Genomic DNA, 23,923 nt, shown 5'->3' on the forward strand with positions numbered 1-23,923 from the left:
GGGCCGCTCGGCGCGGTGGGCGCCCACCCCGCGGCTCCGCGGGTTTTCGCGCGGTCCGCCCCGGCCCGGGCGCCCCACCCCGGGGCGTGGGGAGGGCCGCCCGTCCGTGCGACGGGTCAGCAGCGCTTGCGCAGGGCCGCCAGGTTGTCGTAGCTGATCTTGGCCTCCCGCAGCGACTGCGCCGGGTCGGTGGCGCTCGGGGAGTTGTCGTCCTCGATCATCGGGTTGTGGTAGTTCCGCTCCCCGACCCGGGAGAAGAACGTGCGGTAGTCGATGACACCCGTGCCGAAGGGCACCATGTCGTAGCCCATTCCGTTGGTGGTGCTGACCACGCCGTCCTTGGCGTGGAACAGCGGGTAGCGCTTGTTGTTGCGGGCGACCAGACCCGCCGGGTCGAAGACGTCCTTCCGGGTCGAGCCGTCGTGGGCGGTGTAGGAGTGGAACTTGTACTGGGCCACGTGCGCCCAGAAGATGTCCATCTCCAGCCAGACCACCTTCGGGTCGGTGACCTTGAGGAAGTACTCCAGTTTCCGGATGCCCGAACTGCGGGTCGGCCGGCCCTGGTCGTCCAGCGGTCCGCCGTCGAGCAGGAAGCCGTAGGCGCCGTCGTGGTTGTGGGTGTAGAGCTTGATGCCCTCGCGGCGGGCGATCCGGCCGAGGGCGTTCCACTTGTCGGCGGCCACGTCCCAGTCGGCGCGGTAGGAGCTGCCGGTGGGGTCGCCGCCGGTGCCCATGTGGTCCATGCCGAGGATGTTGGCTATCTCCAGGTGCTTCTTGAAGGTCTCCTTGTCCTCGGTGGTCAGCGGCCAGGAGGAGGGGATGAAGCCGTGGTTGCCCTGGGCGCGCAGGCCGTAGTCGTCGAGCCAGGAGCGGAGCAGCTTCGCGCCCTTCACCGACTCCAGGCCGGCGCCGCCCGGGGCGTTGGCGTGCTGGTTGTACCCGGCGAACTCGACCTGCCGGTAGCCGTGGCGGGCGAGCTGCTTGAACACCTCGCGGAAGCCGGAGGGCAGGTCGGAGGCGAGGGGGTCGCGGGCGGTGGCGTCGCGGACGGTGTAGAGGATGATGCCGCGCTTGTCCGCGGGGACGAGGACCTGCCCGCGGCCGTGACCGTGACCATGGTCGTGGTCGTGGTCGTGGTCATGACCGTGTCCGTGGCCGTGGTCTCTGCCGCGGTCCTGCGCGAGAGCCGGGGAGGCCCCGAAGACGGGGGCCGCGACGGCTCCGGCCGCCACCGCGGTGCAGGTGCTGAGGAAACGGCGCCGGCCCACGCCGAGGCTGCGGCGGAGGCTCTCGTCCGGGCCGTCGAGGGCCGGGTCCGTGCCGGCGTCGGTGCGGGAGGGATCGGTGAACGGGGTCACGGTGCCTGCCTTCTGGGTCGTGGCCTGCCCCGGTGCGGCTCGGGCGGGCCGTTGTCAGTGCCGTGTGTTTCACTCTCAGTAGCTGGATCTCGGCGGCGCGTGTGACGGAGCGTCAGTCGAGACCGGCCAGCCGGAGCAGGAGTTGTTTCACATCGGTGGCCGCTACGCGGTCTCCGACAGCGCGGGGGGTGGAGCAGATGAGGAGCGGACCGTCGTCGTCGCTCGCGGGGAGGCGGCCGTGGCTGCCTCGAATAGGTGAGGGATCCAGGGGCACGACCGCCATGCGGTAGCGCATGCCGAGTTTCTTGCGGGCCAGGGCGGAGGCCGCCTTGACCTTGACGTAGGGATCGAGGGGGTCCATGAACAGCTCGACCGGGTCGTAGCCGGGTTTGCGGTGGATCTCGACGAGCTGCGCGAAGTCGGGCGCGCGGTCGTCGTCGAGCCAGTAGTAGTACGTGAACCAGGCGTCCGGCTCGGCGACGGCGACCAGCTCGCCCGATCGGGGGTGGTCCAGGTGCTGGGCCTTCTTGCCCTCGTCGTCGAGGAGTTGCGCGATCCCGGGCAGGCCGTCCAGCGCGGCACGGGTCGCGTCGAGGTCCTCGGGCCGGCGGACGTACACGTGGGCGATCTGGTGGTCGGCGACCGCGAAGGCGCGGGAGGCCATCGGGTCGAGGTACTCCATGCCGTCCTGGGTGTGCACCTCGAGGAGGCCGGCGCGGCGCAGGGCGCGGTTGATGTCCACGGGCCGGCTGACGGGGGTGATGCCGTACTCGGAGAGCGCGACGACGGTGCGGCCCTCGGCGCGGGCGTCCTCGAGGAGCGGGGCCAGCGCCGCGTCCAGGTCGGCGGCGGCCTTCAGGGAGCGGGGGTCGTCGGGGCCGAAGCGCTGGAGGTCGTAGTCCAGGTGAGGGAGGTAGCAGAGCGTCAGGTCGGGATGCCGGGTGGCCATGATGTGCCGGGTGGCGTCGATGATCCACTGGCTGGAGACCAGGTCCGCGCCGGGCCCCCAGAAGTGGAAGAGCGGGAAGGTGCCGAGCTTGTCGGTGAGTTCGTCGTGCAGGGCCGGGGGCCTGGTGTAGCAGTCGGGTTCCTTGCGGCCGTCGGCGTAGTAGACGGGACGGGGGGTGACGGTGAAGTCGGTGTCGGCGCCCATGGCGTACCACCAGCAGATGTTGGCCACGGTGTAGCCGGGGTGCGCGCGGCGGGCGGCGTCCCAGAGCCTGTCGCCGGCGACGAGTCCGTTGTGCTGGCGCCACAGCAGGACGTCGCCGAGTTCGCGGAAGTACCAGCCGTTGCCCACGATGCCGTGCTCGCTGGGGTGGGTGCCGGTGAGGAAGGTGGACTGGGCGGCGCAGGTGACGGCGGGCAGCACGGTGCCGAGCGGTGCGCGGGAGCCGGACTGGCCGAGCCGCTTGAGGTGGGGCATGTGGTCGAGGAGACGGGGGGTGAGACCGACGACGTCCAGGACGAGGAGGGGGGTGGGGCGGGTCATGGCAGTTCCTTCATGCCGAGGTCGGTCAGCAGGTCGCGGGCGAGGGTCAGCTCGGCGGCGATGCCGTCGGTGAGCTGCGCGCGGGCGCGGGGCCGCAGCTCGGCCGGGAGGGCCTGCCAGGTGTAGGTCTCGACCTCCAGGTGGCGGGTGAGGGGGCGCGGCCCGCCGACGAGCCGGGTCAGCGCGGCCTTGAGCACGGGGAGGGTGGAGGTGAGGGGCGCGGCGGGGGCCGCGTGCAGGGGGACGTGGAAGTGGGAGCGCCAGGGTGCCGTGTCGGGCAGTGGGCCGCCGTCGGCCAGGGCCTCGTCGAGGTCGTCGGTGCCTTGCCGGCCGCCGGCCGTGGTGGTGGTCCGGGTCTGGTGCAGGAAGCGCGGCTCGGCGAACGCGGCCAGCGCCTCCCGGACCGCCGGTTCGCGGGGGTGCTCGGCGTGCAGGGCGGCGGACAGCTGGGACTTGACGACGGGGACACGGGCGGCGGCGAGGGCGTCCAGTGCCGTGTCCGGATCTTCGAAGGAGGTGGCGAGGTGGCAGGTGTCGACGCAGATGCCGATCCGGTCGTGGCCGATCGCGGTCAGCGGGGCGATCGCGTCGTGGGTGGTCTCCACGACGCAGCCGGGTTCGGGTTCCAGACCGATGCGGATGGAGCGGCCGGTCAGGTCCTGGAGGGCGTCGAGGCGTTCGGCGAGCGTGCCCAGCGCGGCGTGCGCCTTGTCGGCGCGGGTCTGGTCGTACGCGGTGCGCCAGGCGAGGGGCAGCGTGGAGATGGTGCCGTCCGTGACGTCGTCGGGCAGCAGTCCGGCGAGCAGGCGGGCGAGGGAGGTGGTGTGTTCCAGGCGTTCCGGGTCGGCCCAGTCCGGCTTGTAGACGCGGTACTTGACCTCTTCGGCGCCGAAGCCCTCGTAGGGGAAGCCGTTGAGGGTGACGACCTCCAGGCCCCGCCGGTCGAGTTCGGTGCGCAGGCCGCGCAGCGCGGCGGGGTCGGTGACCAGGGCGTGGGCGGCGTCGCGGGCGAGCCAGAGCCCGATGCCGAGGCGGTCGCGGCCCAGGCGGCGGCGGACCGGCTCGCAGTGGTCGCGGAGCTGGGCGAGGACGCCGTCGAGGGTCTCGGCGGGGTGGACGTTGGTGCAGTAGGCGAGGTGGACGGTGGAGCCGTCGGGGTGCCGGAAGCGCATGGCTCACTCCCCGCCGCGCAGGATGGAGTTGCCCTCGTGCGTGGCGTCGGCGGTGGAGACGTCCAGCTCCAGGCGTCCGCTGAGTCCGTAGAAGGCGACGGGGTTGCGCCACAGCACCAGGTCCACGTCGTCCTCGGTGAAGCCCTCGGCGAGCATCAGGTCGCCGACCTTGCGGGTCTTGAGCGGGTCGCTCTTCCCCCAGTCGGCGGCGGAGTTCACCAGGACCCGCTCCGGGCCGTACTCGCGCAGCAGGGCCACCATCCGGGCCTCGTCCATCTTGGTGTCCGGATAGACGGAGAAGCCGAGCCAGGCGCCGCTGTCCTTCGCCTCCTTGACGGTGGTCTCGTTGAGGTGGTCGACCAGCACGTGATCCGTGGGCAGCGCGGACTCGCGGACCACGTCCAGGGTGCGGCGCAGGCCGGCCGCCTTGTCGCGGTGCGGGGTGTGCACGAGGGCGGGCAGTCCGTGGTCGGCGGCGAGTTGGAGCTGGGCGGCCAGGGCGGTGTCCTCGGCCGGGGTCATCGAGTCGTAGCCGATCTCGCCGACGGCCACCACGCGGTCCTTGACCAGATAGCGGGGCAGTTCGTCGAGGACGGGGAGGCAGCGGGGGTCGTTCGCCTCCTTGGGGTTGAGGGCGATCGTGCAGTGGTGGGCGATGCCGTACTGGGCGGCGCGGAAGGGTTCCCAGCCGAGCAGGGCGTCGAAGTAGTCGCGGAAGGAGTCGGGAGAGGTGCGGGGCTGGCCCAGCCAGAAGGAGGGTTCGACCACGGCGCGGACGCCGGCGGCGTGCATGGCCTCGTAGTCGTCGGTGGTGCGGGAGGTCATGTGGATGTGCGGGTCGAAGATGCGCATCAGGACTCCTTGCCGTGGGGGTCGGCGTTGCCGGGCGCGGGAGGCTGCTCGGTCCCGGTCAGGGCCAGGACGCGGTGCAGGTCTTCGGGAACGGTGCGGCCCGCGGCGGTGCGTTCGGCGGCGTAGTCGGCGAGCATGCGGGCGAGTTCGCCGTCGCCGTGGGCCCGGCCGGCGAGATCCGCCACCCGCTCGACGGCGACGCCGGTGAACAGGCACTTCAGTACGGCGTGCCGCCACTGGTGGGCGTCGAGGTGACGGGCGGCGTACGGGCCGAGGGCGGCGGCGACGAGCCGGGTGTCGTTGGTGCGCAGCGCGTCCTCGACGAGCGGGAGGGCGTCCGGGCCGGGCACCAGGTGGGGCAGCGCGTGCAGGACGGCGCGGCGTTCGTCGGCGGTGCCCTGGGAGTAGACCCGGCTCAGGACCTCCGTGCCGGCGCCGGCGGCGTGCAGGACGAGGACCCGGGCGGCGTCGGCGTGGGCGGGACCGCAGCGCCGGCCCGCCTCCGCGAGGCGCAGCTCCCACACGGAGATGGGGCCGTGGGTGCCGGGGTGGGCGGCGGCCTCGTCCAGCGCCTGGTCCAGCCAGGCCCGGGCGGCTCCGCCCAGCTCGGCGGTGAGGGCGGCGCGCAGGTCGGCGGGCGGGACGTGGGCGGGGTTGGTGCCCTGGGGGTCCTGCCCGGCCGGGTCGCCATCCGTGCCCTGGGTGGGGGTGGCGTGGGTGGCGCGTGGCTGCGTCATGGGTGTGGCTCCCTTCAACGGGTGGCGGAGGGCTCGCCCGAGCGGTTCGTACGGGGTGACGCCGCCGCGGCCCGGCGCAGGAACGGGAGGGAGCGTTCGGCGAAGTGGGGACCGGCATGGGAGTGGCGGGGCAGTTCGACGACGGTCAGGCCCTGGTAGCCGGTGGCGGCGAGGGCGTCGAGGACGGGCGGGAAGTCGATCTCGCCGTCACCGAAGGGGAGGTGTTCGTGGACGCCGCGGCGCATGTCCTCGATCTGGACGTGGCGCAGCCAGGGGGCGGCGGCGCGCACGCAGTCGGCGGGAGGGAGGGGTTCGAGGCACTGGCAGTGGCCGATGTCCAGGGTGAGGCCGAGGTGCTCGGGGTCGCCGAGGGCGCGGCGCAGGGTGTGGAAGTCGGCGAGTTCGGCCAGGAGGTGGCCCGGTTCGGGCTCGACGGCGAGCGGGACGCCCGCGGTGGCGGCGGCCTCCAGGACCGGGGTGAGGGACTCGGCCAGCCGCTTCCACGCCGTGTCCTGGTCCGTGCCGGCCGGGGTGACGCCGCTGAAGCAGTGCACCGCGTGGGCCCCCAGGTCGGCGGCGACCCGGACGGCGCGGACCAGGAGGCCGGCGCGGCGAGCGCGGTCGTCGGGGTCCGGGTCGAGCAGGGAGGGGCCGTGCTTGCGGCGCGGGTCGAGCACGTAGCGGGCGCCCGTCTCCACCGTGACGCCCAGCCCGAGCGCGTCCAGCCGGCGGGCGACCCGGCGGGTGCGGTCGGCCAGGTCGTCGCCCAGGGGGTCGAGATGCATGTGGTCCAGCGTCAGGCCGACGCCGTCGTAGCCCAGGTCGGCGAGGAGGCCGAGGGCGTCGTCGAGCCGGAGGTCGGCGAGGCCGTTGGTGCCGTAGCCGAAGCGGAGGGGGGACGAGGGGGTGGCGCCGGGCGCGTCCGGGGCGGCCTTCGGGGCGTGGCTCACGTGATGCTCACCTTCCTCATGGCGGCCCTCCTCGCGAACAGCCGGCCGGCCGGGGCCAGGGCCGCGATCAGCAGCGACGTGGCGGGTGCCCCGGCGCGGGCGGCGAGGGCCGCCTGGAGCGGGATCGTGGCCCGGATGCCGCCACCGACGGCGCGTTGGGTGAGCGGGGGTGAGGGGTTGAGCGCGGCGTGGAAGTAGGGACGGGCCGCGGTGGCGGCGTACACGGCGCCCAGGCCGGCGGCGAGGACATCCCCGGCGTCCGGGGCGCCCGCGGCCCGCTTGGGGCCCGGCAGGCCGGGGGCGGCTGCTGCCCACCGGCCTGCCGGGAGTCGGGTGCGGCGGTGGCCGGCCACCAGCCGGGTCAGCACCCCCGTCGTCACCAGGGCCGCCGAGGGTGCCAGGACCGAACCGCCGGTGGTCTCCCGGCGGGAGACGGCCGTGACCGCGAGGGTGTGACTGCCGAGCAGCGCGGCGGAGGGCAGCGCGGCCCGGGTCCCGCCGGAGGTGGCGGCCGCGCCCAGGAGCAGGTCGAGGCCGCGGGCGGCGGCCATGGCCGCGGGCCCGGCGGGTGTGTGCTTCAGGACGAGGTCGTAGGCCCACACCGACCCCGCGAGTGGCGCGGCCACCGCCAGGGCGGGACGCCCGGCCGCGGCGGCGAGGGCGAGACCGGCACCGGTGAGGCCGCAGGCCGCGGCGAGGGCGGCGGCCGGACGGATCCGGCCGGACGGAAGCGGTCGGTGCGGACGCTCCACGGCGTCCTCGGCCCGGTCCGCCCAGTCGTTCAGGGCCATGCCCGCCTCGTACAGGCACAGGGACGACCCGATGGCGAGCAGCGTACGGCGCCCGGGCCGCACCCCGGCCGCGGCGGCACCGGCCAGGGCGTCGCCGGGGACGGTGAACAGGGCCGGCAGCCGCAGCAGTTCGGCCCAGGCACCGGCGCGGCCGGAGCGGGGGCGGGGGTGGGAGTGGGGCCCGCGGGTCGCGTCGCCGTCGGCGGGCGGCGTCGCAAGGCCGGTCTCCCGGTCATCGGCGGGCGGCGCGGCGGCGTCGGCGCCACGGCCATCCGTCGGCGCACCGGGTACGGCGAGCACCCGGGGCGAGGCGAAAGACCCGGACGAGGCGGACGACCCGGACGCCCCGGACGCGACCCGCGCCCCGGCGCGGGTCATCGCGGCACCCCGTTCTCGCCGTTCTCGGTTGCGGCGCCCCCGTCGTCCCGCAACCGCCCCGCGAAGCCCCGCAGCTCCGCGTACTGCTCCGCCAGGGACGACGGGCCGTCACCGACCGGGTCCTTGAAATAGAAGCCCAGTTCGCTCAGCGGGCCGGAGAGACCCTTCTCCTGGGCGCGGACGGCGAGGCGGGCCAGATCGAGGACCAGCGGAGCGGCCAGCGCCGAGTCGCAGCCCTGCCAGGTGGTCTGGAGGACCATCCGGGCGCCGAGGAAGCCGTCGAAGGCGATGTGGTCCCAGGCGGTCTTCCAGTCGCCCAGCGCCGGCACGTCGTCGATGTGGACCTCGCCCTCGGGGGCGGCTCCGAGCGTGTCGACGAGGACGCGTTCCTTGCCGGCGTTCTTGGCGGCGGCCGCCGCGGGGTCGGCGAGGGCCGCTCCGTCGCCGCCGCCGAGGAGGTTGGTGCCGGACCAGGCGCGCACCGCGAGGGCTCGCTGGAGGAACATCGGGCCGAGCACGGAGCGCAGCAGGGTCTGCCCGGTCTTGCCGTCGCGGCCCGCGTACGGGAGCCCGGAGGACTCGGCGAGGCCGGCCAGCGCCGGGTGGTGCAGGCCGGTGGACGGGGTGAAGTTGACGTAGGGGCAGCCGGCGCGCAGGGCGGCCGCCGCGTACAGCGAGCTGGGGGGCAGGGAGTCGTCGGTGGGCGCGGGCTCGGTGGAGGCGACGTTCACGACGACGGCGCCCGCGAGGTCCTGGCGGCCCACGAAGTCGCGGATGTCGGACGCGAAGGCGTCGATCAGCGCTTCCTGGGCGGGCGCGGGGGTGCCCGGCAGCGGACCGCCGGGCCGGATCTCCCGGTCGGCGGCGACGAGTTCGGCGTGCACCGCGGACGGCAGGCCGTGCGGCAGCACACCGCCGTCGGCGAGGTGCTCGGCGCGCTTGGGCAGCGGGCAGTCGAGGGTGTCGTGACCGCCGAAGACGAGCGAGGACAACGATGGCAGACCGCACGACGTGAAGGGCGCGGTCTCGGTGACCATGCCGGTCGCCGGGTGGAGCCCGGCGGCGACGGCGGCGCAGCCCGCGATCGCGGTGGTGGCCACGGAGCCGCGTGCCCCGATGAGCCAGACGCCGAAACGCGGGGCCGTGGAGGGGGTGGGCAGGAACGGTTCGGCGGACATGGGCAGCCTCCTTGTCGTACGCGAACCGGATGTGAGCGCCGGAAGCGGGGGCCGGGCGCGGGGCCCGGCGGGACGACGGGCGGAGGTCCGGCGTCCTCCGCCCGCCGCCGTCTGAGCGCCCTTAGGAGGGCAGTTCCTTGAGCTGGATGTTGCGGAAGGAGACCTGGTCGTCGGCGCCGTGGTTCTGGAGGCCGACGTACCCGTCGGTCAGGCTCCGCTCGGGGTCCTTGTTGGTGAAGTCGTTGATCTTGACTCCGTTGAGGAACACCTGGAGGCGTTCGCCCCGGACCTTGATCTCGTAGGAGTTCCACTGGCCGGGCGGCCGCAGAACCTGGTCACGGGCCTTGATGTTGGCCGACTTGAAGGAGTAGACGGACCCCGTGGTGCGGTCCGGCGCGTCCGTGGCGTCGATCTGGATCTCGTAGCCCTTGTTCACCGCGGACCAGGGGTCGTCGGAGGCGGGGAAGCCCACGAAGATCCCGGAGTTGTCGTCGCCCTGCATCTTCCAGTCGAGCTTCAGGGAGTAGGACTTCAGCTCCTTGGCCTGGTACCAGAGCAGTCCCATGCCGCCGTTGGACTCCAGCGTGCCGTCCTTGACGTCGAAGGTGCCGGGGCCGGCCTGCTTCCAGCCTTCCAGGGTCTGGCCGTTGAAGATGTCCCGGTAGTCCTTGCTCGGCTTGCAGTCCGCCTTGACCTGGCCGGTGGCGTACTGCATGCCGCCGAGCAGGTGGCCGCGGAAGGCCTCGTCCGCGTAGGACTCCTTGGTGTGGCCGAGGCCGGTGTAGAAGGCGCGGCCGCCCTCGTAGGGCTGACACCAGGCGATCGGGTGGTCGCCCTTCATGTTGCCGCCCTGGTAGGTGGTCTCGTCCAGGGTGGCGAGGACCTTGGCCTGCTCGCGCGGGTTGGTGCGGTAGTTGTACAGCTCGTCGGTGTGCTCCCAGGCGTCGTCCAGATGCGCGGTGGACGGGTGGTCGTGGTCCTCGACGCGGACGGTGGCCTTCTGGATCGCCGGGTGCGAGTCGAAGTAGGCGCCGACCAGGCCGCCGTAGAACTCCCAGTCGTACTCGGTGTCGGCGGCGGCGTGGATGCCCAGGTAGCCGCCGCCGTTCTTGACGTAGTTCTCGAACGCCGTCTGCTGAGCGGCGTTGAGCACGTCACCGGTGGTGGACAGGAAGGCCACCGCGTCGTACTTGGCGAGGTTGGCGGTCGTGAACTGCCCGGCCTCCTCGGTCGCGGTGACCGAGATGCCGGCGGGGGCGCCGATCTCCTTGAGCGCGGCGATGCCCGCCGGGATGGAGTCGTGGCGGAAACCGGCCGTCTTGGAGAAGACGAGGATCTTCTTGCCGGCCTTGAAGGGCTCGGTGGAGAACTCGAAGTCGTCCACGTCGTAAAGCGCGCCGTCGCCGCCCCGGAAGACCAGGTACACGTCGGTGGTCTTCCTGGGCAGGGACCGCAGCGGTACGTCGACGTTCTGGAACGTCTCCCAGCTGCCCGTCGGCGGGATGTACGCGGAGCCGTGCAGCTTGCCCGTCGGTGAGCCCGTGCGCACCTCGAGATAGCCTCCGGCGCCGCCGGAGGAGGCGCGTACGGTCAGCTTCTTCTGGCCGTCGAACTTGTAGGGGCTGAAGGAGATCCAGTCGCCGTCGTTGATGTCGCCGACGGTCTTGCCGCCGTTGGCGCCGGTCTTGTCGTACGTCGTGATTCCCGACTGGTCGGCGAAGTGCTCGGCCTGGCGGTGCGGCGGCTGGATGACGGTGCGGGCGGTGCCGGTCAGGGCCTCCTGGCCGCCTGCCCCGCCGTCGGTGTAGCTGGCGCCGACGACGCCGTAGATGTTGGCGTTGGGGTCGTGGCCGCCGTCGCCGGGCGGCGGCTTGAGGGTGCCCTCACAGCCCATCTCGCTGGTCAGCTCGTGGGCGTGGGAGTCGTGGCCGAGGCTGTAGGCGACCTTGACCTTGGAGCAGTCGATCGTCTCCTCGGGGTCGGTGACCTTCACCTTGAACGGGATGGGCTCGCCCATCGGGAGCAGGGTGCCGTTGCCCGGGGTCTCGATGGTGACCGTGGGCGCGGTGTTGCCCACCACGACCCGCACGCTGGCGGTGCCGGTGTTGCCCTCGGGGTCCTTGGCGGTGAAGGTCGCGGTGTAGGTGCCGACCTTCTTGTACTTGTGGGTGGGGGTCAGGCCCTCGCCCTTGGTGCCGTCGCCGAAGTCCCAGCTGTAGCTGAGGTCCGGGGAGTCCGCGTCCTTGGCGCTCGCGGTGAACCGGACCTTGAGGCCGGCTGCGCCGGACGTCTTGTCGGCGCTCACCTCGGCGATCGGGGAGAAGCCGTCCTCGGCGTTCTCGATCCGGTAGAGCGCGGAGTTCTCGTCGCCCTGGAACCAGGAGAGGCCGTAGTCGAGGATGTAGAGCGCGCCGTCGGGGCCGAACTCCATGTCCATGATCTGGGTGCCGGTCCACGGGAAGTCGTTGATCTTCGCGACCGTCCCGTCGGCGTTCTGCTCGATCCTCTTGATCCACTGACGGCCGAACTCACCCGCGAAGAAGTCGCCGTCGTACTCCTCGGGGAACTTCACGCTGGACTCGAGGTCGGGGTCGTACCGGTAGACCGGGCCGCCCATCGGGGACTCGGAGCCGGTGCCGAACTCGGGCACGGAGGCGCCGTCGTACGGGATCCAGGCGGCCTCGGCGGGCGGCAGGTCGGTGAGTCCGGTGTTGTGCCGGGAGGTGTTCTTGGGCGCCGCGCAGTCGAACTCGGCACCGGACGTGCCGGTGGCGAAGTCGTAGTCGTTGTACGCGTCGTTGTCGCCCGTGCAGTACGGCCAGCCGAAGTTGCCGGCCTTGGTGACCTTGGCGAACTCGACCTGTCCGGCCGGTCCGCGGTTCGGGTCGGCGGAGCCGGCGTCGGGGCCGTAGTCGCCGACGTAGACCGTGCCGGTCTCCTCGTCGACGTTCAGCCGGAAGGGGTTGCGGAAGCCCATCGCGTAGATCTCGGGGCGGGTCTTCTCGGTGCCCGGGGCGAAGAGGTTGCCCTCGGGGACGGTGTACGAACCGTCCTCGGCGACCTTGATCCGCAGGATCTTGCCGCGCAGGTCGTTGGTGTTGCCGGCGCTGCGGCGGGCGTCGAAGGCCGGGTTGCGGTCGGCGCGCTCGTCGATCGGCGTGAAGCCGTCGGAGGCGAAGGGGTTGGTGTCGTCGCCGGTGGACAGGTAGAGGTTGCCCTCGGCGTCGAAGTCGATGTCGCCGCCGACGTGGCAGCAGGTGCCGCGGGAGGCCGCGACGTCCAGGACCTTCTTCTCGCTGGCCTGGTCGAGGGTGCCGTCGGGCTTGAGGACGAAGCGGGAGAGGCGGTTGACGCCGTCGAACTTGGCGAAGTCCGCGGCGGTGCCGGTCTCCGGGGCGTCGCCCGCGGGGGTGTCGAGCGGCGGGGCGTAGTAGAGGTAGATCGCCCGGTTGTTCTCGAAGTCCGGGTCGACGCCGACGCCCTGCAGGCCCTCCTCGTCGTGGCTGTACACGTCGAGCTTGCCGGCGACCTTGGTGACGCCGCCCTGGTCGGTCAGGCGGAGCGTGCCGTCGCGCGAGGTGTGCAGGACACTGCGGTCCGGGAGCACGGCGAGCGACATCGGCTCGCCCGTCTCGGGTTCGCCCTTGGCGAGCGGAACCTGCTGGAACTGCCCCTCGGCGGCCGCCGGTTCGTCGTGCTCCGGGTGGCCCGGGTGGGCGCCGGCGACGGTGGCCGGGGCGCCCACGGCCAGCATCAGGCCGGTGAAGAGGGCGAGGGTGGTGCGGAGCCTGGGGCGCCTCGTTGTCCTGGTGCTTTTGAGTCTGGTTCTGTGCACGAAGTCCCTCCGGGAACGGGTGGGCCGTACGGATCGGGTGCGATGACGTGCGATGCGGGCGCCGGGGTGCGCCGTCACCCCGGAGGCGTGGGTGTCCTGAACACTTCAGGGACGGTAACCGCGTTCGTCCGGGGCCAACACCCCTTGGGCCGGGACTTGTTTGAACTTTTTCCCAACTCAGGACAAAGCGGGATCCGGGCAGGCCGGACCGGGGACCGGTGGTTTCACCGGCCCCCTTCCCGGCCGACGGCCGGACGTGCGGGTCAGCTGTTGAACGCGGCGTCGAAGGACGCGCTGGGCGGCTCGAAGTCGAAGGCCTTGAGGCGGGTGAGGGCTTCGGGGGCGCCCTGGAGCCGGTCCATGCCGGCGTCCTCCCACTCGACGGAGACGGGCCCCTGGTAGTCGATGGAGCGGAGCATGCGGAAGACGTCCTCCCAGGGCACGTCGCCGTGGCCGGCCGAGACGAAGTCCCAGCCTCGGCGGGGGTCGCCCCAGGGCAGGTGGGAGCCGAGGCGGCCGTTGCGGCCGTCCAGGCGTTTGCGGGCCTCCTTGCAGTCGACGTGGTAGACGCGGTCGCGGAAGTCCCACAGGAAGCCGACCGGGTCGAGGTCCTGCCAGACGAAGTGCGAGGGGTCGAAGTTCAGCCCGAAGGCCTCCCGGTGGCCGACCGCCTCCAGGGCGCGCTGCGTAGTCCAGTAGTCGTAGGCGATCTCGCTGGGGTGTACCTCGTGCGCGAACCGCACGCCCTCGGCGTCGAAGACGTCGAGGATCGGGTTCCAGCGGTCGGCGAAGTCCTGGTATCCGCGGTCGATCATGGACTCGGGGGCCGGCGGGAACATGGCGACCAGGTGCCAGATGGCCGAGCCGGTGAAACCGATGACGGTGTCGACGCCGAGGCGGGCGGCGGCCCGCGCCGTGTCCTTGATCTCGGCCGCGGCGCGCTGCCGCACGCCCTCGGCGTCCCCGTCGCCCCAGATGCGGGCGGGCAGGATGGCCTCGTGGCGTTCGTCGATGATGGCGTCGCAGACCGCCTGACCGACCAGGTGGTTGGAGATCGCCCAGCACTTGAGCCCGTACTTGTCGAGCAGCTGGTGCCGGGATGCGACGTAGGAGGGGTCCGCGAGGGCCTTGTCGACCTCGAAGTGGTCCCCCCAGCAGGCGAGTTCGAGGCCGTCGTAGCCGAAGTCGCGGGCGAGGCGGCAGACCTCCTCCAGGGGCAGGTCCGCCCACTGACCGGTGAAGAGAGTGAAGTTGCGCGGCATGTCGCTGCCAGCCTCCTCAGGGGGCGATCGGGGTGTAGACGGAGTTCTTCTCGGCGCTCTCCTCGACCGCCGCGAGCACCCGCTGCACCTGGAGCCCGTCGGCGAAGGACGGCTCGGGGCGGCGGCCCTCGGCGACGGCGTGGACGAGGTCGCGCGCCTGGTGCACGAAGGTGTGCTCGTAGCCGAGTCCGTGACCCGGCGGCCACCAGGCATCCAGGTAGGGGTGCTCGGGCTCGGTGACGAGGATGCGGCGGAACCCGGCGTGCTCCCCGGGCTCCGTACCGTCGAGGTACGACAGCTCGTTGAGCCGTTCCAGGTCGAAGGCGAGCGAGCCGCGCTCACCGTTGAGTTCGATGCGCAGGGAGTTCTTGCGGCCGGTGGCGTACCGGGTGGCCTCGAAGGAGACCAGGGCGCCGGAGGTGAGGCGGCCGGTGAACACGGCGGCGTCGTCGACGGTGACCTCACCCATGGTGCCGTCCGCCGAGCCCGCGGTCAGGCCCCGGGCGGCGCCGGCGGCCAGCGGGCGCTGCCGTACGAAGGTCTCGGTGAGGGCGGAGACGCCCGCGATCCTCTCCCCCGTCAGGTACTGGGCGAGGTCGACGATGTGGGCGCCGAGGTCGCCGAGCGCCCCCGATCCGGCGAGTTCCTTGCGCAGCCGCCAGGTGAGCGGGGCCTGGGGGTCCACCAGCCAGTCCTGGAGGTAGGTCACCCGCACGTGCCGCAGCCGCCCGACGCGGCCCTCGGCGACCATCCGCCGGGCCAGCGCGGTGGCGGGCACCCGGCGGTAGTTGAAGCCGACCATGGCCAGCTGGCCGCGTGCGCCCGCCTCCTCGGCGACGCGCGTCATCTCCTCGGCCTCCTCGACGGTGTTGGCCAGCGGCTTCTCGCACAGCACGTGCTTGCCGGCGGCCAGCGCGGCCAGCGCGATCTCGGCGTGGCTGTCGCCGGGGGTGCAGACGTCGACGAGGTCGATGTCGTCCCGTTCGACCAGGGCCCGCCAGTCCGTCTCGGTGCTCTGCCAGCCGTGCCGGTCGGCCGCCGTGCGGACGGCGTCGGCGTCCCGCCCGCAGATCGCGGCCATCACCGGGTTCAGCGGCAGGTCGAAGACCCGGCCGGCGGTGCGCCAGCCCTGGGAGTGGGCGGCGCCCATGAAGGCGTAGCCGACCATGCCGATGCGCAGGGGCGGTCTGTTCGCGGATGCCCCCGTAGCCCCGGTTCCGGTCCCGGCGGCTGCTGCCCCGGCCCCCTCGGGCTGCTGCGGCTGTCCCATGCGGATGTCCTCCTCGTCGTGGTGGCGCGGTGGGGGTGGGACCCGCCCCGGGCGGCTGGTCAGGCCGCTGCCGGGGCCGGGTCCTGGCGATCCGTCACTTGAAGCCCGTGGACATGTACTGGTCGACGTTCTCCTTGTCGACGACGGCCGAGTAGCAGGTGACCGTCGAGGGGATCTCGAACTCGGCGAGTCCGCTGACGCCCTTGCCCTGGCCGAGGGCGCGGGCCAGGTCGATCGCGGAGGCCGCCATGGTCGGCGGGTAGAGCACCGTCGCCTTCAGTACACCGCTGTCGGCCTTGATGGCCTGGAAGGCGGAGAGCGCGCCGGCGCCGCCGACCATCAGGAAGTCGTCGCGTCCGGCCTGCTCGATGGCGCGCAGGGCGCCGACGCCCTGGTCGTCGTCGTGGTTCCACAGGGCGTCGAAGCTCGACTGGGCCTGCAGCAGCTGGGCCATCTTGGACTGCCCGGACTCGACCGTGAACTCGGCGGCCTGGCGGGCCACCTTCTTGATGTTCGGGTAGTTCTTCAGACCGTCGTCGAAGCCCTGGGTGCGCTGCTGGGTCAGTTCGAGGTTGTCGATGCCGGCCAGCTCGATGACCTTGGCGTCCGGCTTGTCCTTCAGCTTCTCGCCGATGTAGTGGGCGGCGTTGAGCCCCATGCCGTAGTTGTCGCCGCCGACCCAGCAGCGGTAGGCCTGGGGGCTGTTGAAGATGCGGTCGAGGTTGACGACCGGGATGCCGGCGCGCATCGCCTTGAGGCCGATCTGGGTGAGGGCCTTGCCGTCCGCGGGGAGGATGACCAGGACGTCGACCTTCTTGTTGATGAGGGTCTCGATCTGGCCGATCTGCTGGGCGGTGTCGTTGGAGCCCTCGGTGACCTCGAGGCTGACGTCCGAGTACTTCTTGGCGCGGTTCTGCGCCTGGTCGTTGACGGCGTTGAGCCAGCCGTGGTCGGCCTGCGGACCCGCGTAGCCGATGGTGACCTGCTTGCCGGGCTTGTCGTCGGCGGCCGGCTGCGTGTCCGCCGCCTGGTCGCCGCCGTCGTCCGGGTCGTTGCTCGTGCACCCGGTGAGGACGGCACCGGCGGACACGGCGGCGGCTCCGAAGAGCAGCCCTCTGCGACTCGTGAGCTTCGTCATGACGGTGAACCCTTTCCTCAATGCGTGCTTGCGGTACGGCGCTGGACCAGCACGGCGGCGACGATGATCGCGCCCTTGGCGATCTGCTGCACGTCGGTCTGCAGGTTGTTCAGGGCGAAGATGTTCGTGATGGTGGTGAAGATCAGGACGCCGAGCACGGAGCCGATGATGGTCCCGCGTCCGCCGCTGAGCAGCGTGCCGCCGATGATCGCGGCGGCGATGGCGTCGAGTTCGTAGAGGTTGCCGTTGGTGTTCTGGCCGGAGCCGGCCAGGGCGATCAGCAGGAAGGCGGCGATGCCGCAGCACAGCCCGGAAAGCAGGTAGATGTAGAGCCGCTGGCGGCGGACGTCGATGCCGGCCAGCCGGGCGGCCTCCGGGTTGCCGCCGACGGCGACGGTGCGGCGGCCGAAGGTGGTCCGGTTGAGCACCAGCCAGCCGATGACGGTGACGGCCGCGAAGACCAGGACCAGCGGCGGGACGCCCAGCACGTAGGAGTCCCGCTCGGCGAGGTCGAGGACGCCCGGCACCGTGACGACCTGGGTGCGCCCGTCGGTGATCTGCAGCGCCAGACCGCGTGCCGAGGCCAGCATGGCGAGGGTGGCGATGAACGGGACCATCGTGCCGTAGGCGATGAGCACGCCGTTGACCAGTCCGCAGCCCACTCCGACGACGACCGCGGTGAAGAGGATGCCGGCGAAGCCGAAGTCCTGGGTGGCGACGGTGGTCGCCCACACCGAGGACAGGGCGACGATGGCGCCCACGGAGAGGTCGATGCCCCCGGACATGATCACGAAGGTCATGCCGACGGTGACGACGCCGATGACGGACGCCTGGGTGAGCACCAGCTGGAGGTTGCGGGTGTCGAGGAACGAGTCGGGCTGGGTGATGCCGCCGATGAGGACCAGTACGGCGAGCACGCCGAGCAGGCTGAGAGTGCGGACGTCGGCGCCGGCCGTCAGGTTCTTCCAGGCGGGCCGGGTGTCCACCGGTGCCGCCTTGCCGGTGCCGTCCCGCGGCGGGGACACGTGCTGCGTCATGACGCCGGGCTTCCTTCCATCACGAGGTCGAGTACGCGGTGTTCGTCGAGTTCGCGGGCGGGGGCCTCGTGCACGACGCTCCCCTCGCGCAGTACCAGCACCCGGTCGGCCAGGCCCAGCACCTCCGGGACCTCGCTGGAGACCAGCAGGACCGCGAGGCCCTCGTCGGCGAGGCGCCGGATGACGGCGTACAGCTCCGCGCGGGCGCCCACGTCGACGCCGCGGGTGGGTTCGTCGAGCAGCAGGACCCGGCAGCCGCGCAGCAGCCAGCGGGCGAGGACCGCCTTCTGCTGGTTGCCGCCGGAGAGGGTGCGCACCGGCGCGGTGGGGTTGTCGGGCCGCAGCGACAGTTCGCGGGTCGCGGCGCGGGCCGCCTTCAGTTCGGCGCCGCGGTCGATCCAGCCGGCGCGCGAGAAGCGGGACATGGCGGAGACCGACACGTTGCGGGTGACGGACTCCAGCATCAGCAGGGCCTGCGCCTTGCGCTCCTCGGGGGCGAGGCCGACTCCGGCGCGGACCGCGGCGCGCACGCTGCCCGGCCGCAGCGGCCGTCCGTCGACGAGGACCTGTCCCGCGTTCGGCTTACGGGCGCCGTAGACCGTCTCCAGGATCTCGGAGCGGCCGGAGCCGACGAGTCCGGCGAGGCCGACGATCTCGCCGGGCCGCACCTCCAGGTCGAGCGGGGCGAACTCGCCGTGCCGGGTCAGACCGCGGACGCTCAGCACCGGCTCACCGGTGCCGGGGGCGGCGGGCCGGTCCGGGAAGACGTATTCGACGTTGCGTCCCGTCATCAGCGCCACCACCTCGCGGGTGGGCGTCTCCTTGGCGGGCAGCCCGCCGGCCACCGCCCGGCCGTCCTTGAGGACGGTGACCCGGTCGCCGATGCGGCGGATCTCCTCCAGGCGGTGCGAGATGTAGACGACGGCGACGCCGGCCGCGGTGAGGTCGGCGACGATGCGGAAGAGGTTGTCGACCTCGTCCGGGTCGAGCGCGGCGGACGGCTCGTCCATCACGATGAGCCGTACGTCGTGCGAGAGCGCCCGTGCCATGGACACGATCTGCTGCTGGGCCGCGGAGAGGTCCCCGACCAGCCGGCCCGGGTCGACCTCGGGGTGCCCGAGCCGCTTCAGCAGCTGGGCCGTCGAGGTCTTCGCCGCCTTTCCGCGCACGACGAAGCCGGCGCTGGTCGGCTCGTGGCCGAGGTGGACGTTCTCGGCCACCGACAGGTGCTCCACCAGGTCGAGTTCCTGGTAGATGGTGGCGATGCCGAGGCGCATGGCCGCGATGGGCGAGCGCAGGGTGACGTCCTCGCCGCGCCAGCGGATGGTGCCGGTGTCGGGCTGGTGGGCGCCGGCCAGCACCTTGATGAGGGTGGACTTCCCGGCGCCGTTCTGGCCGAGCAGGCAGTGCACCTCGCCGGCCTGGACGTCGAGGTCGACGCCGTCCAGGGCCCGGACCCCGGGGAACGACTTGGTGATGCCGGACATGCTGAGCAGCGGTGGTTCTGGTGCCATGTGAGGTCCCCTCGGCGGGCATGCGGGCCGGTGTCAGGGCAGAGCAGGGCAGGGCAGGGCAGAGCGCTGTGCTGGTGGAGCGGGACGCAGGTACCGGAGGGTGCCTACGCGGGTGAGAACAGGTGGTCGCTGATCAGGCGGGCCGCGCCGATGACTCCGGCGGTGGGGCCCAACTCCCCCAGGACGATGGGAAGGTTGCCGGTCGCCAGCGGCAGCGACTGGCGGTAGACCTGGGTGCGGATCGCGGCGAGCAGGTTGTGGCCGAGGCCGGTCACCCCGCCGCCGATCACCACCAGGCCCGGGTTGAAGAAACTGACCAGGCCCGCGATGACCTGGCCCGTGCTGCGGCCGCCCTCGCGGATCAGGTCGAGTGCGGTGGCGTCCCCCGCGGCGGCCGCGGCGGCGACGTCGGCGGCGCTGAGGACGCCGTTCGCCTCCAGCCGGTTCGCGAGTTCGGCCGAACCGCCCTGTTCGGCGGCCTCCATGGCGTCGCGGGCCAGCGCCGCGCCGCTGAAGTGGGCCTCCAGGCACCCCCGGTTGCCGCAGGCGCACTGGCGTCCGTCGGGCACGGCCTGGATGTGCCCGATGTCGCCCGCGCTGCCCGTGGTCCCCCGGTACACGTCACCGCCGACGACGATGCCGCAGCCGATGCCGGTACCGATCTTGACGACGAGGAAGTCGTGCACGGTGCGGGCGACGCCCGCGTGCTGCTCCCCGAGCGCCATCAGGTTGACGTCGTTGTCGACCATGACCGGGCAGCCGAGGTCCTGGCTGAGCGCCTCCCGCACGGGGAAGCCGTCCCAGCCGGGCATGATCGGCGGGGCCACCGGCACGCCCTCGGGGAAGCGGACCGGCCCCGGGACACCGATGCCGGCGCCGTCGAAGCCCTCCGCGAGTCCCGAGGCCCGCAGCTTGGCGGCCATGGACAGCACCTGCTCGAAGACCGCGACGGGTCCCTCGCGTACGTCCATGGGCTGGTTGATGTGGCCGAGGATCTCCAGCTCGGCGTTGGTGACGGCGACGTCGACCGAGGTCGCGCCGATGTCGACGCCGAGGAAGCGCAGTTCCGGGTTGAGCCGGACGTTGTGGCTGCGGCGCCCGCCGCGCGAGGCGGCGAGTCCGTCGGCCACGACCAGCCCCGTCTCCAGCAGCCGGTCCACCTCCACGGCCAGCTTGGACCGGGAGAGGTCGACCTGGTCGCCCAGCTGGGCGCGGGAGTTGGGCCCGCCGTCGCGCAACAGCTGGAGCAGTCGCGCCTGGTGGGTGTTGGCGGGCCGTGCGGTCATGCGTCTCACGAACCCCTCCCCGCCTCAATCGGCCTTGAGTATGCCGGTTTCCGGCCACGTTCCGTGGCCTGCTTTCGGAGGGAACGTAGCAGTGGGCGCCGGGTGTGGGAAGAAGTCACGCACGAATTACTGCGAACTTTCTCCACTGAGTGGACAAAGACGGGGGTGGCGTCGGCCGTACGCGGGCACGACGCAGCCGCCCGGCCGGTCCGCAGGGCGGCTTCCGTACAGGCTCCGACCTCAGGATTCTCCGCGCGCGTGGTACGAACGCCGGGTGTGTTCGGTGTGCTCGCGCATCAGCCGGGTCGCGGTCTGCTCGTCCCGATTGGCGATGGCGGCGATCAGCCCGCGGTGCTCGACCCAGGACTGCCGGCCGCGCTGGCGGGCGATCGGCGTGTAGTACCAGCGGACCCGGCGGTCGACCTGCGCGGCCAGTTCACCGAGGACGGCGTTGCTCGCCAGGTCCATGATCTTCGCGTGGAAGCGGGCGTTGAGGACGACCGCGGCGTCCACGTCGTCGGCGGCGACGGCCCGCTCCCCCTCGTCGCACAGCTCCTCCAGCGCGGTCACGCCCGCCCGCCCGGCGTTGGCCGCGGCGAGCCGTGCCGCCTCGGCCTCCAGGAGGGTGCGCACCGTCAGGAGCTGGTCCGCCTCCTCCTCGGTGGGCTCGTGCACGAACGCGCCCTGCGCCGGGCGCAGATCGACCCAGCCCTCGGTGTTGAGCCGCTGCAGGGCCTCCCGCACGGGCTGCCGCGACACCCCGAGGTGGCCGGCGAGTTCGCTCTCGACGAGGTGCTGGCCCGGCTGGAGGGCCCGGGTGGTGATGAGTTCGAGCAGCGCCTCGTAGACCCGGTCGCGCAGCGGACCGGGGCGTTCGAGCCTGGGCACCGCGCCCTGCGGCAGTCCTGCGGACAACATCGGTCCCCCTCGAAAGCCGGCACACCACCCCGTACGGGGAAGTATCGATTGTCTTTCGTCTACAGTCTACGGCGCGCAGCGGGCGGGGAGCCGGGGTGTAGGCCACGTCACATCACGGGGCGGGCGGGGGTGTTCAGGGGCAGCGGACGACCTGGCCGGCGTAGGAGAGGTTGCCGCCGAAGCCGAAGAGCAGGACCGGGTCGCCGGTGGTGATCTCGCCGCGCTCGACCAGCTTGGAGAGGGCGAGGGGGATGCTCGCCGCGGAGGTGTTGCCGGACTCGACGACGTCCCGGGCGACCACGGCGCGTGGAGCGCCGATCTTCGCGGCGAGGGGTTCGATGATGCGCAGGTTGGCCTGGTGCAGGACGATCGCCGCGAGGTCGGCGGGTGCGAGGCCGGAGCGCTCGCAGGCCTGGCGGGCGATGGCGGGCAGCCGCGTGGTCGCCCAGCGGTAGACGCTCTGGCCCTCCTGAGCGAACCGCGGGGGCGTGCCCTCGATGCGGACCGCGTTGCCCATCTCGGGCACCGAGCCCCACAGCACGGGGCCGATCCCGGGCTCCTCGCCCGGCGCGCAGGCCTCCACGACCGCGGCCCCCGCCCCGTCGCCGACCAGCACGCAGGTGGTGCGGTCGGTCCAGTCGGTCACCTCGGACATCTTGTCCGCGCCGATGACCAGCGCCCGGCTCGACGAACCGGCGCGGACCGCGTGGTCGGCGGTGGCCAGGGCGTGCGTGAAGCCCGCGCACACGACGTTGAGGTCCAGCGCGGCGGGGCCCGGCATGCCGAGGCGGGCCGCGACGCGGGCGGCGGTGTTCGGGGAGCGGTCGATCGCGGTGGAGGTGGCGACCACGACCATGTCCACGTCGGCGGGGGCCAGACCGGCCGAGGCGAGCGCCTTGGCGGCGGCGTGGCCGGCCAGCTCGTCGACCGGCTCGTCCGGCCCGGCGATCCGGCGGGTGCGGATGCCCACCCGGCTCCTGATCCACTCGTCGCTGGTGTCGACCATGCCCGCCAGGTCCTCGTTGGTCAGGACCCGGGCGGGCTGGTAGTGGCCGACGGCGGTGATCCGGGAGCCTTGGTGCATGGGTGGAGTCCTCGCTGCCTCGGGTACGGGATCCACCAGTGTGATCAGTGACCGACGGGTACGACGGCAGGTGATACGACAGGAAACGGGCGCCCGGCTTGTCGGCTTCGGTCAGCATCCCGCCGCCGGCGGGACACCCGTTCCCGTCCTCCCCCCGTCCGTCCTCGGCCTTCGGCTACCCGGTGAAGAGCTGGGTCGCCTTGCGGACGAGTTCGTACAGCCCGTAGGCGAGCGGTGCGCCCACCCAGAGCCAGGTGAAGGCGATCAGCGGCCGCCGGTCGGGCACGTCAGGCGGACTCTGGCTGCTCTCGGGGGACATCGGCGGCCTCCTTCGGTGCCTCGGTGGCGGGCAGGTGGTGGCGGGCGTGGACCGGGCGGACCAGCTCGTTGGCGACGAAGCCGACCACCAGCAGCCCGATCATGATGACGAAGGAGGTGCCGTACAGCTCCGAGCCGTGGCGGCCCGCCTCCTCCTGCCGGTCGGCGATCCAGTTGACGATCAGCGGGCCGAGCACACCGGCCGTGGACCAGGCGGTGAGCAGCCGGCCGTGGATGGCTCCGACCTGGTAGGTGCCGAAGAGGTCCTTCAGATAGGCGGGGATGGTCGCGAAGCCGCCGCCGTAGAAGGACAGCACGACGAGGGCGCACAGGACGAACAGCGGCTTGGAGGCGTCGCCGAACAGGGCGATCAGCGCGTACATCACCGCGCCGACGCCGAGGTAGACGCGGTAGATGTTCTTGCGCCCGATCAGGTCGGAGGTCGAGGACCAGCCGATCCGGCCCGCCATGTTGGCCGCCGAGAGCAGGGCGACGAAGCCCGCGGCCGCGGTCACCGACACGGGTGTGGAGGTGTCGGCGAAGAAGTCCGTGATCATCGGCGCGGCCTTCTCCAGGATGCCGATGCCCGCCGTGACGTTCATGCAGAGCACGACCCACAGCAGCCAGAACTGCGGGGTGCGCAGGGCGGCACGGGCCGAGACCTGCACGCCCTCCAGGGCGACCGGGGTGCCGTCCGCCCGCTCCTTGGGACGGGGCACCCGCACCAGCACCACGCCGAGCAGCATGAAGACGGCGTACGCCAGTCCGTGCACGAGGAAGGCGAGGGCGATCCCCGAGTTGTCGGTGCCGAAGGACTCCAGCATCTGCGCCGACCAGGGCGAGGCGATGAGGGCGCCGCCGCCGAAGCCCATGATGGCGATGCCGGTGGCCATCCCCGGCCGGTCCGGGAACCACTTGATCAGGGTCGAGACGGGCGAGATGTAGCCGATGCCGAGGCCGATGCCGCCGACGAAGCCGTAGCCGAAGACGACCAGCCAGTACTGCTCCACGGCCGCGCCGAGCGCGGAGAGCAGGAAACCGGAGGAGAAGCAGACCAGGGCGACGGTCATCGCCCAGCGCGGGCCGTGCCGCTCCACGAGCGTGCCGCCGAACGCGGCCGACAGGCCGAGCATGACGATGCCGAGCTGGAAGGGGAGCGCGCTCTGGGTGCCGCTGAGGCCGAGCGCGGATTCCAGGGGCGGTTTGAACACGGACCAGGCATAGGCCTGACCGATGGAGAGGTGGATCGAGAGAGCTGCCGGGGGAACGAGCCAGCGGCTCCAGCCCGGGGGTGCGACGGGGGGACTCATGGGTCCCCAACCGTAAGGACTGGGAAAGCGCTTGAGAAGACTG

The 23,923-nt window shown here is 72.4% G+C and carries 19 protein-coding genes; all 19 read right to left on the reverse strand.

The window, feature by feature from the left end; translation table 11 throughout:
• Window positions 1-116: 116 nt before the first annotated feature.
• The 19 genes from ACFW01_RS18505 to ACFW01_RS18595 all read right to left on the reverse strand — a co-directional run bounded on the left by ACFW01_RS18505 (window position 117) and on the right by ACFW01_RS18595 (window position 23,880).
• Window positions 117-1,358 carry a sugar phosphate isomerase/epimerase family protein gene (locus ACFW01_RS18505; protein WP_384504626.1) on the reverse strand — a complete coding sequence of 414 codons (1,242 nt, stop codon included), beginning with the start codon at window positions 1,356-1,358 and terminating at the stop codon, window positions 117-119.
• 112 nt (window positions 1,359-1,470) lie between these two features.
• Window positions 1,471-2,850, reverse strand: a complete 1,380-nt coding sequence (locus ACFW01_RS18510; RefSeq protein WP_234956830.1) for a nucleotide pyrophosphatase/phosphodiesterase family protein — start codon at window positions 2,848-2,850, stop codon at window positions 1,471-1,473.
• Window positions 2,847-4,022 (reverse strand): metabolite traffic protein EboE, encoded by a 1,176-nt coding sequence (eboE, locus tag ACFW01_RS18515; RefSeq protein WP_384504630.1) that lies wholly within the window; start codon window positions 4,020-4,022, stop codon window positions 2,847-2,849. The genes ACFW01_RS18510 and eboE overlap by 4 nt, the downstream gene beginning before the upstream one ends.
• 3 nt (window positions 4,023-4,025) lie before the next feature.
• Complete coding sequence (locus tag ACFW01_RS18520) at window positions 4,026-4,874, reverse strand: TatD family hydrolase (protein WP_384504633.1); 849 nt, start codon at window positions 4,872-4,874, stop codon at window positions 4,026-4,028.
• Window positions 4,874-5,611, reverse strand: coding sequence for an EboA domain-containing protein (locus ACFW01_RS18525; protein WP_384504636.1), 738 nt, complete (start codon window positions 5,609-5,611; stop codon window positions 4,874-4,876). Before ACFW01_RS18525 ends, ACFW01_RS18520 begins: the two co-directional genes overlap by 1 nt.
• 14 nt (window positions 5,612-5,625) lie before the next feature.
• Entirely contained in the window at window positions 5,626-6,561 is a 936-nt protein-coding gene (locus ACFW01_RS18530; RefSeq protein ID WP_384504640.1) for a sugar phosphate isomerase/epimerase family protein, read from the reverse strand.
• On the reverse strand, window positions 6,558-7,730 hold the full coding sequence (locus ACFW01_RS18535) for an SCO3242 family prenyltransferase (protein WP_384504643.1): 1,173 nt from the start codon (window positions 7,728-7,730) through the stop codon (window positions 6,558-6,560). The genes ACFW01_RS18530 and ACFW01_RS18535 overlap by 4 nt, the downstream gene beginning before the upstream one ends.
• The gene (locus ACFW01_RS18540) at window positions 7,727-8,908 is read right to left on the reverse strand and encodes an inositol-3-phosphate synthase (protein WP_384504646.1); all 1,182 of its coding nucleotides are present in this window, start codon (window positions 8,906-8,908) and stop codon (window positions 7,727-7,729) included. The genes ACFW01_RS18535 and ACFW01_RS18540 overlap by 4 nt, the downstream gene beginning before the upstream one ends.
• A gap of 121 nt (window positions 8,909-9,029) precedes the next feature.
• The gene (locus tag ACFW01_RS18545) at window positions 9,030-12,743 is read right to left on the reverse strand and encodes a ThuA domain-containing protein (RefSeq protein ID WP_384504649.1); all 3,714 of its coding nucleotides are present in this window, start codon (window positions 12,741-12,743) and stop codon (window positions 9,030-9,032) included.
• 263 nt (window positions 12,744-13,006) lie between these two features.
• The gene (locus ACFW01_RS18550) at window positions 13,007-14,005 is read right to left on the reverse strand and encodes a sugar phosphate isomerase/epimerase family protein (RefSeq protein WP_234956822.1); all 999 of its coding nucleotides are present in this window, start codon (window positions 14,003-14,005) and stop codon (window positions 13,007-13,009) included.
• A gap of 16 nt (window positions 14,006-14,021) precedes the next feature.
• The gene (locus ACFW01_RS18555) at window positions 14,022-15,275 is read right to left on the reverse strand and encodes a Gfo/Idh/MocA family protein (RefSeq protein WP_234956821.1); all 1,254 of its coding nucleotides are present in this window, start codon (window positions 15,273-15,275) and stop codon (window positions 14,022-14,024) included.
• Window positions 15,276-15,369: 94 nt separating this feature from the next.
• Window positions 15,370-16,413 (reverse strand): substrate-binding domain-containing protein, encoded by a 1,044-nt coding sequence (locus tag ACFW01_RS18560; RefSeq protein WP_234956820.1) that lies wholly within the window; start codon window positions 16,411-16,413, stop codon window positions 15,370-15,372.
• A gap of 17 nt (window positions 16,414-16,430) precedes the next feature.
• The gene (locus ACFW01_RS18565) at window positions 16,431-17,450 is read right to left on the reverse strand and encodes an ABC transporter permease (protein ID WP_234956819.1); all 1,020 of its coding nucleotides are present in this window, start codon (window positions 17,448-17,450) and stop codon (window positions 16,431-16,433) included.
• Window positions 17,447-18,964, reverse strand: coding sequence for a sugar ABC transporter ATP-binding protein (locus ACFW01_RS18570; RefSeq protein ID WP_384504654.1), 1,518 nt, complete (start codon window positions 18,962-18,964; stop codon window positions 17,447-17,449). The genes ACFW01_RS18565 and ACFW01_RS18570 overlap by 4 nt, the downstream gene beginning before the upstream one ends.
• Before the next feature lie 104 nt (window positions 18,965-19,068).
• Window positions 19,069-20,250, reverse strand: coding sequence for an ROK family transcriptional regulator (locus ACFW01_RS18575; protein ID WP_234956977.1), 1,182 nt, complete (start codon window positions 20,248-20,250; stop codon window positions 19,069-19,071).
• 240 nt (window positions 20,251-20,490) lie between these two features.
• Window positions 20,491-21,168 (reverse strand): GntR family transcriptional regulator, encoded by a 678-nt coding sequence (locus tag ACFW01_RS18580; RefSeq protein WP_234956817.1) that lies wholly within the window; start codon window positions 21,166-21,168, stop codon window positions 20,491-20,493.
• Between the two features lie 133 nt (window positions 21,169-21,301).
• Complete coding sequence (locus ACFW01_RS18585) at window positions 21,302-22,252, reverse strand: beta-ketoacyl-ACP synthase III (RefSeq protein ID WP_234956816.1); 951 nt, start codon at window positions 22,250-22,252, stop codon at window positions 21,302-21,304.
• A gap of 175 nt (window positions 22,253-22,427) precedes the next feature.
• Window positions 22,428-22,571 carry a hypothetical protein gene (locus ACFW01_RS18590; RefSeq protein ID WP_163016127.1) on the reverse strand — a complete coding sequence of 48 codons (144 nt, stop codon included), beginning with the start codon at window positions 22,569-22,571 and terminating at the stop codon, window positions 22,428-22,430.
• A complete protein-coding gene (locus tag ACFW01_RS18595; protein WP_234956815.1) occupies window positions 22,540-23,880 on the reverse strand; it encodes an OFA family MFS transporter in 1,341 nt (446 codons plus the stop codon). Before ACFW01_RS18595 ends, ACFW01_RS18590 begins: the two co-directional genes overlap by 32 nt.
• Window positions 23,881-23,923 lie beyond the last annotated feature (43 nt).

The organism is Streptomyces sp. NPDC058985 (assembly GCF_042740985.1).
Taxonomy (GTDB): Bacteria; Actinomycetota; Actinomycetes; order Streptomycetales; family Streptomycetaceae; genus Streptomyces.

What these genes read in the sequence shown, in the direction of transcription:
- ACFW01_RS18510 (WP_234956830.1), bottom strand. Translation starts at nt 2,850, where the DNA reads ATGACCCGCCCCACCCCCCTCCTCGTCCTGGACGTCGTCGGTCTCACC.
- eboE (WP_384504630.1), bottom strand. Translation starts at nt 4,022, where the DNA reads ATGCGCTTCCGGCACCCCGACGGCTCCACCGTCCACCTCGCCTACTGC.
- ACFW01_RS18520 (WP_384504633.1), bottom strand. Translation starts at nt 4,874, where the DNA reads ATGCGCATCTTCGACCCGCACATCCACATGACCTCCCGCACCACCGAC.
- ACFW01_RS18525 (WP_384504636.1), bottom strand. Translation starts at nt 5,611, where the DNA reads ATGACGCAGCCACGCGCCACCCACGCCACCCCCACCCAGGGCACGGAT.
- ACFW01_RS18535 (WP_384504643.1), bottom strand. Translation starts at nt 7,730, where the DNA reads ATGACCCGCGCCGGGGCGCGGGTCGCGTCCGGGGCGTCCGGGTCGTCC.
- ACFW01_RS18540 (WP_384504646.1), bottom strand. Translation starts at nt 8,908, where the DNA reads ATGTCCGCCGAACCGTTCCTGCCCACCCCCTCCACGGCCCCGCGTTTC.
- ACFW01_RS18550 (WP_234956822.1), bottom strand. Translation starts at nt 14,005, where the DNA reads ATGCCGCGCAACTTCACTCTCTTCACCGGTCAGTGGGCGGACCTGCCC.
- ACFW01_RS18555 (WP_234956821.1), bottom strand. Translation starts at nt 15,275, where the DNA reads ATGGGACAGCCGCAGCAGCCCGAGGGGGCCGGGGCAGCAGCCGCCGGG.
- ACFW01_RS18560 (WP_234956820.1), bottom strand. Translation starts at nt 16,413, where the DNA reads ATGACGAAGCTCACGAGTCGCAGAGGGCTGCTCTTCGGAGCCGCCGCC.
- ACFW01_RS18565 (WP_234956819.1), bottom strand. Translation starts at nt 17,450, where the DNA reads ATGACGCAGCACGTGTCCCCGCCGCGGGACGGCACCGGCAAGGCGGCA.
- ACFW01_RS18570 (WP_384504654.1), bottom strand. Translation starts at nt 18,964, where the DNA reads ATGGCACCAGAACCACCGCTGCTCAGCATGTCCGGCATCACCAAGTCG.
- ACFW01_RS18575 (WP_234956977.1), bottom strand. Translation starts at nt 20,250, where the DNA reads ATGACCGCACGGCCCGCCAACACCCACCAGGCGCGACTGCTCCAGCTG.
- ACFW01_RS18580 (WP_234956817.1), bottom strand. Translation starts at nt 21,168, where the DNA reads ATGTTGTCCGCAGGACTGCCGCAGGGCGCGGTGCCCAGGCTCGAACGC.
- ACFW01_RS18585 (WP_234956816.1), bottom strand. Translation starts at nt 22,252, where the DNA reads ATGCACCAAGGCTCCCGGATCACCGCCGTCGGCCACTACCAGCCCGCC.
- ACFW01_RS18590 (WP_163016127.1), bottom strand. Translation starts at nt 22,571, where the DNA reads ATGTCCCCCGAGAGCAGCCAGAGTCCGCCTGACGTGCCCGACCGGCGG.
- ACFW01_RS18595 (WP_234956815.1), bottom strand. Translation starts at nt 23,880, where the DNA reads ATGAGTCCCCCCGTCGCACCCCCGGGCTGGAGCCGCTGGCTCGTTCCC.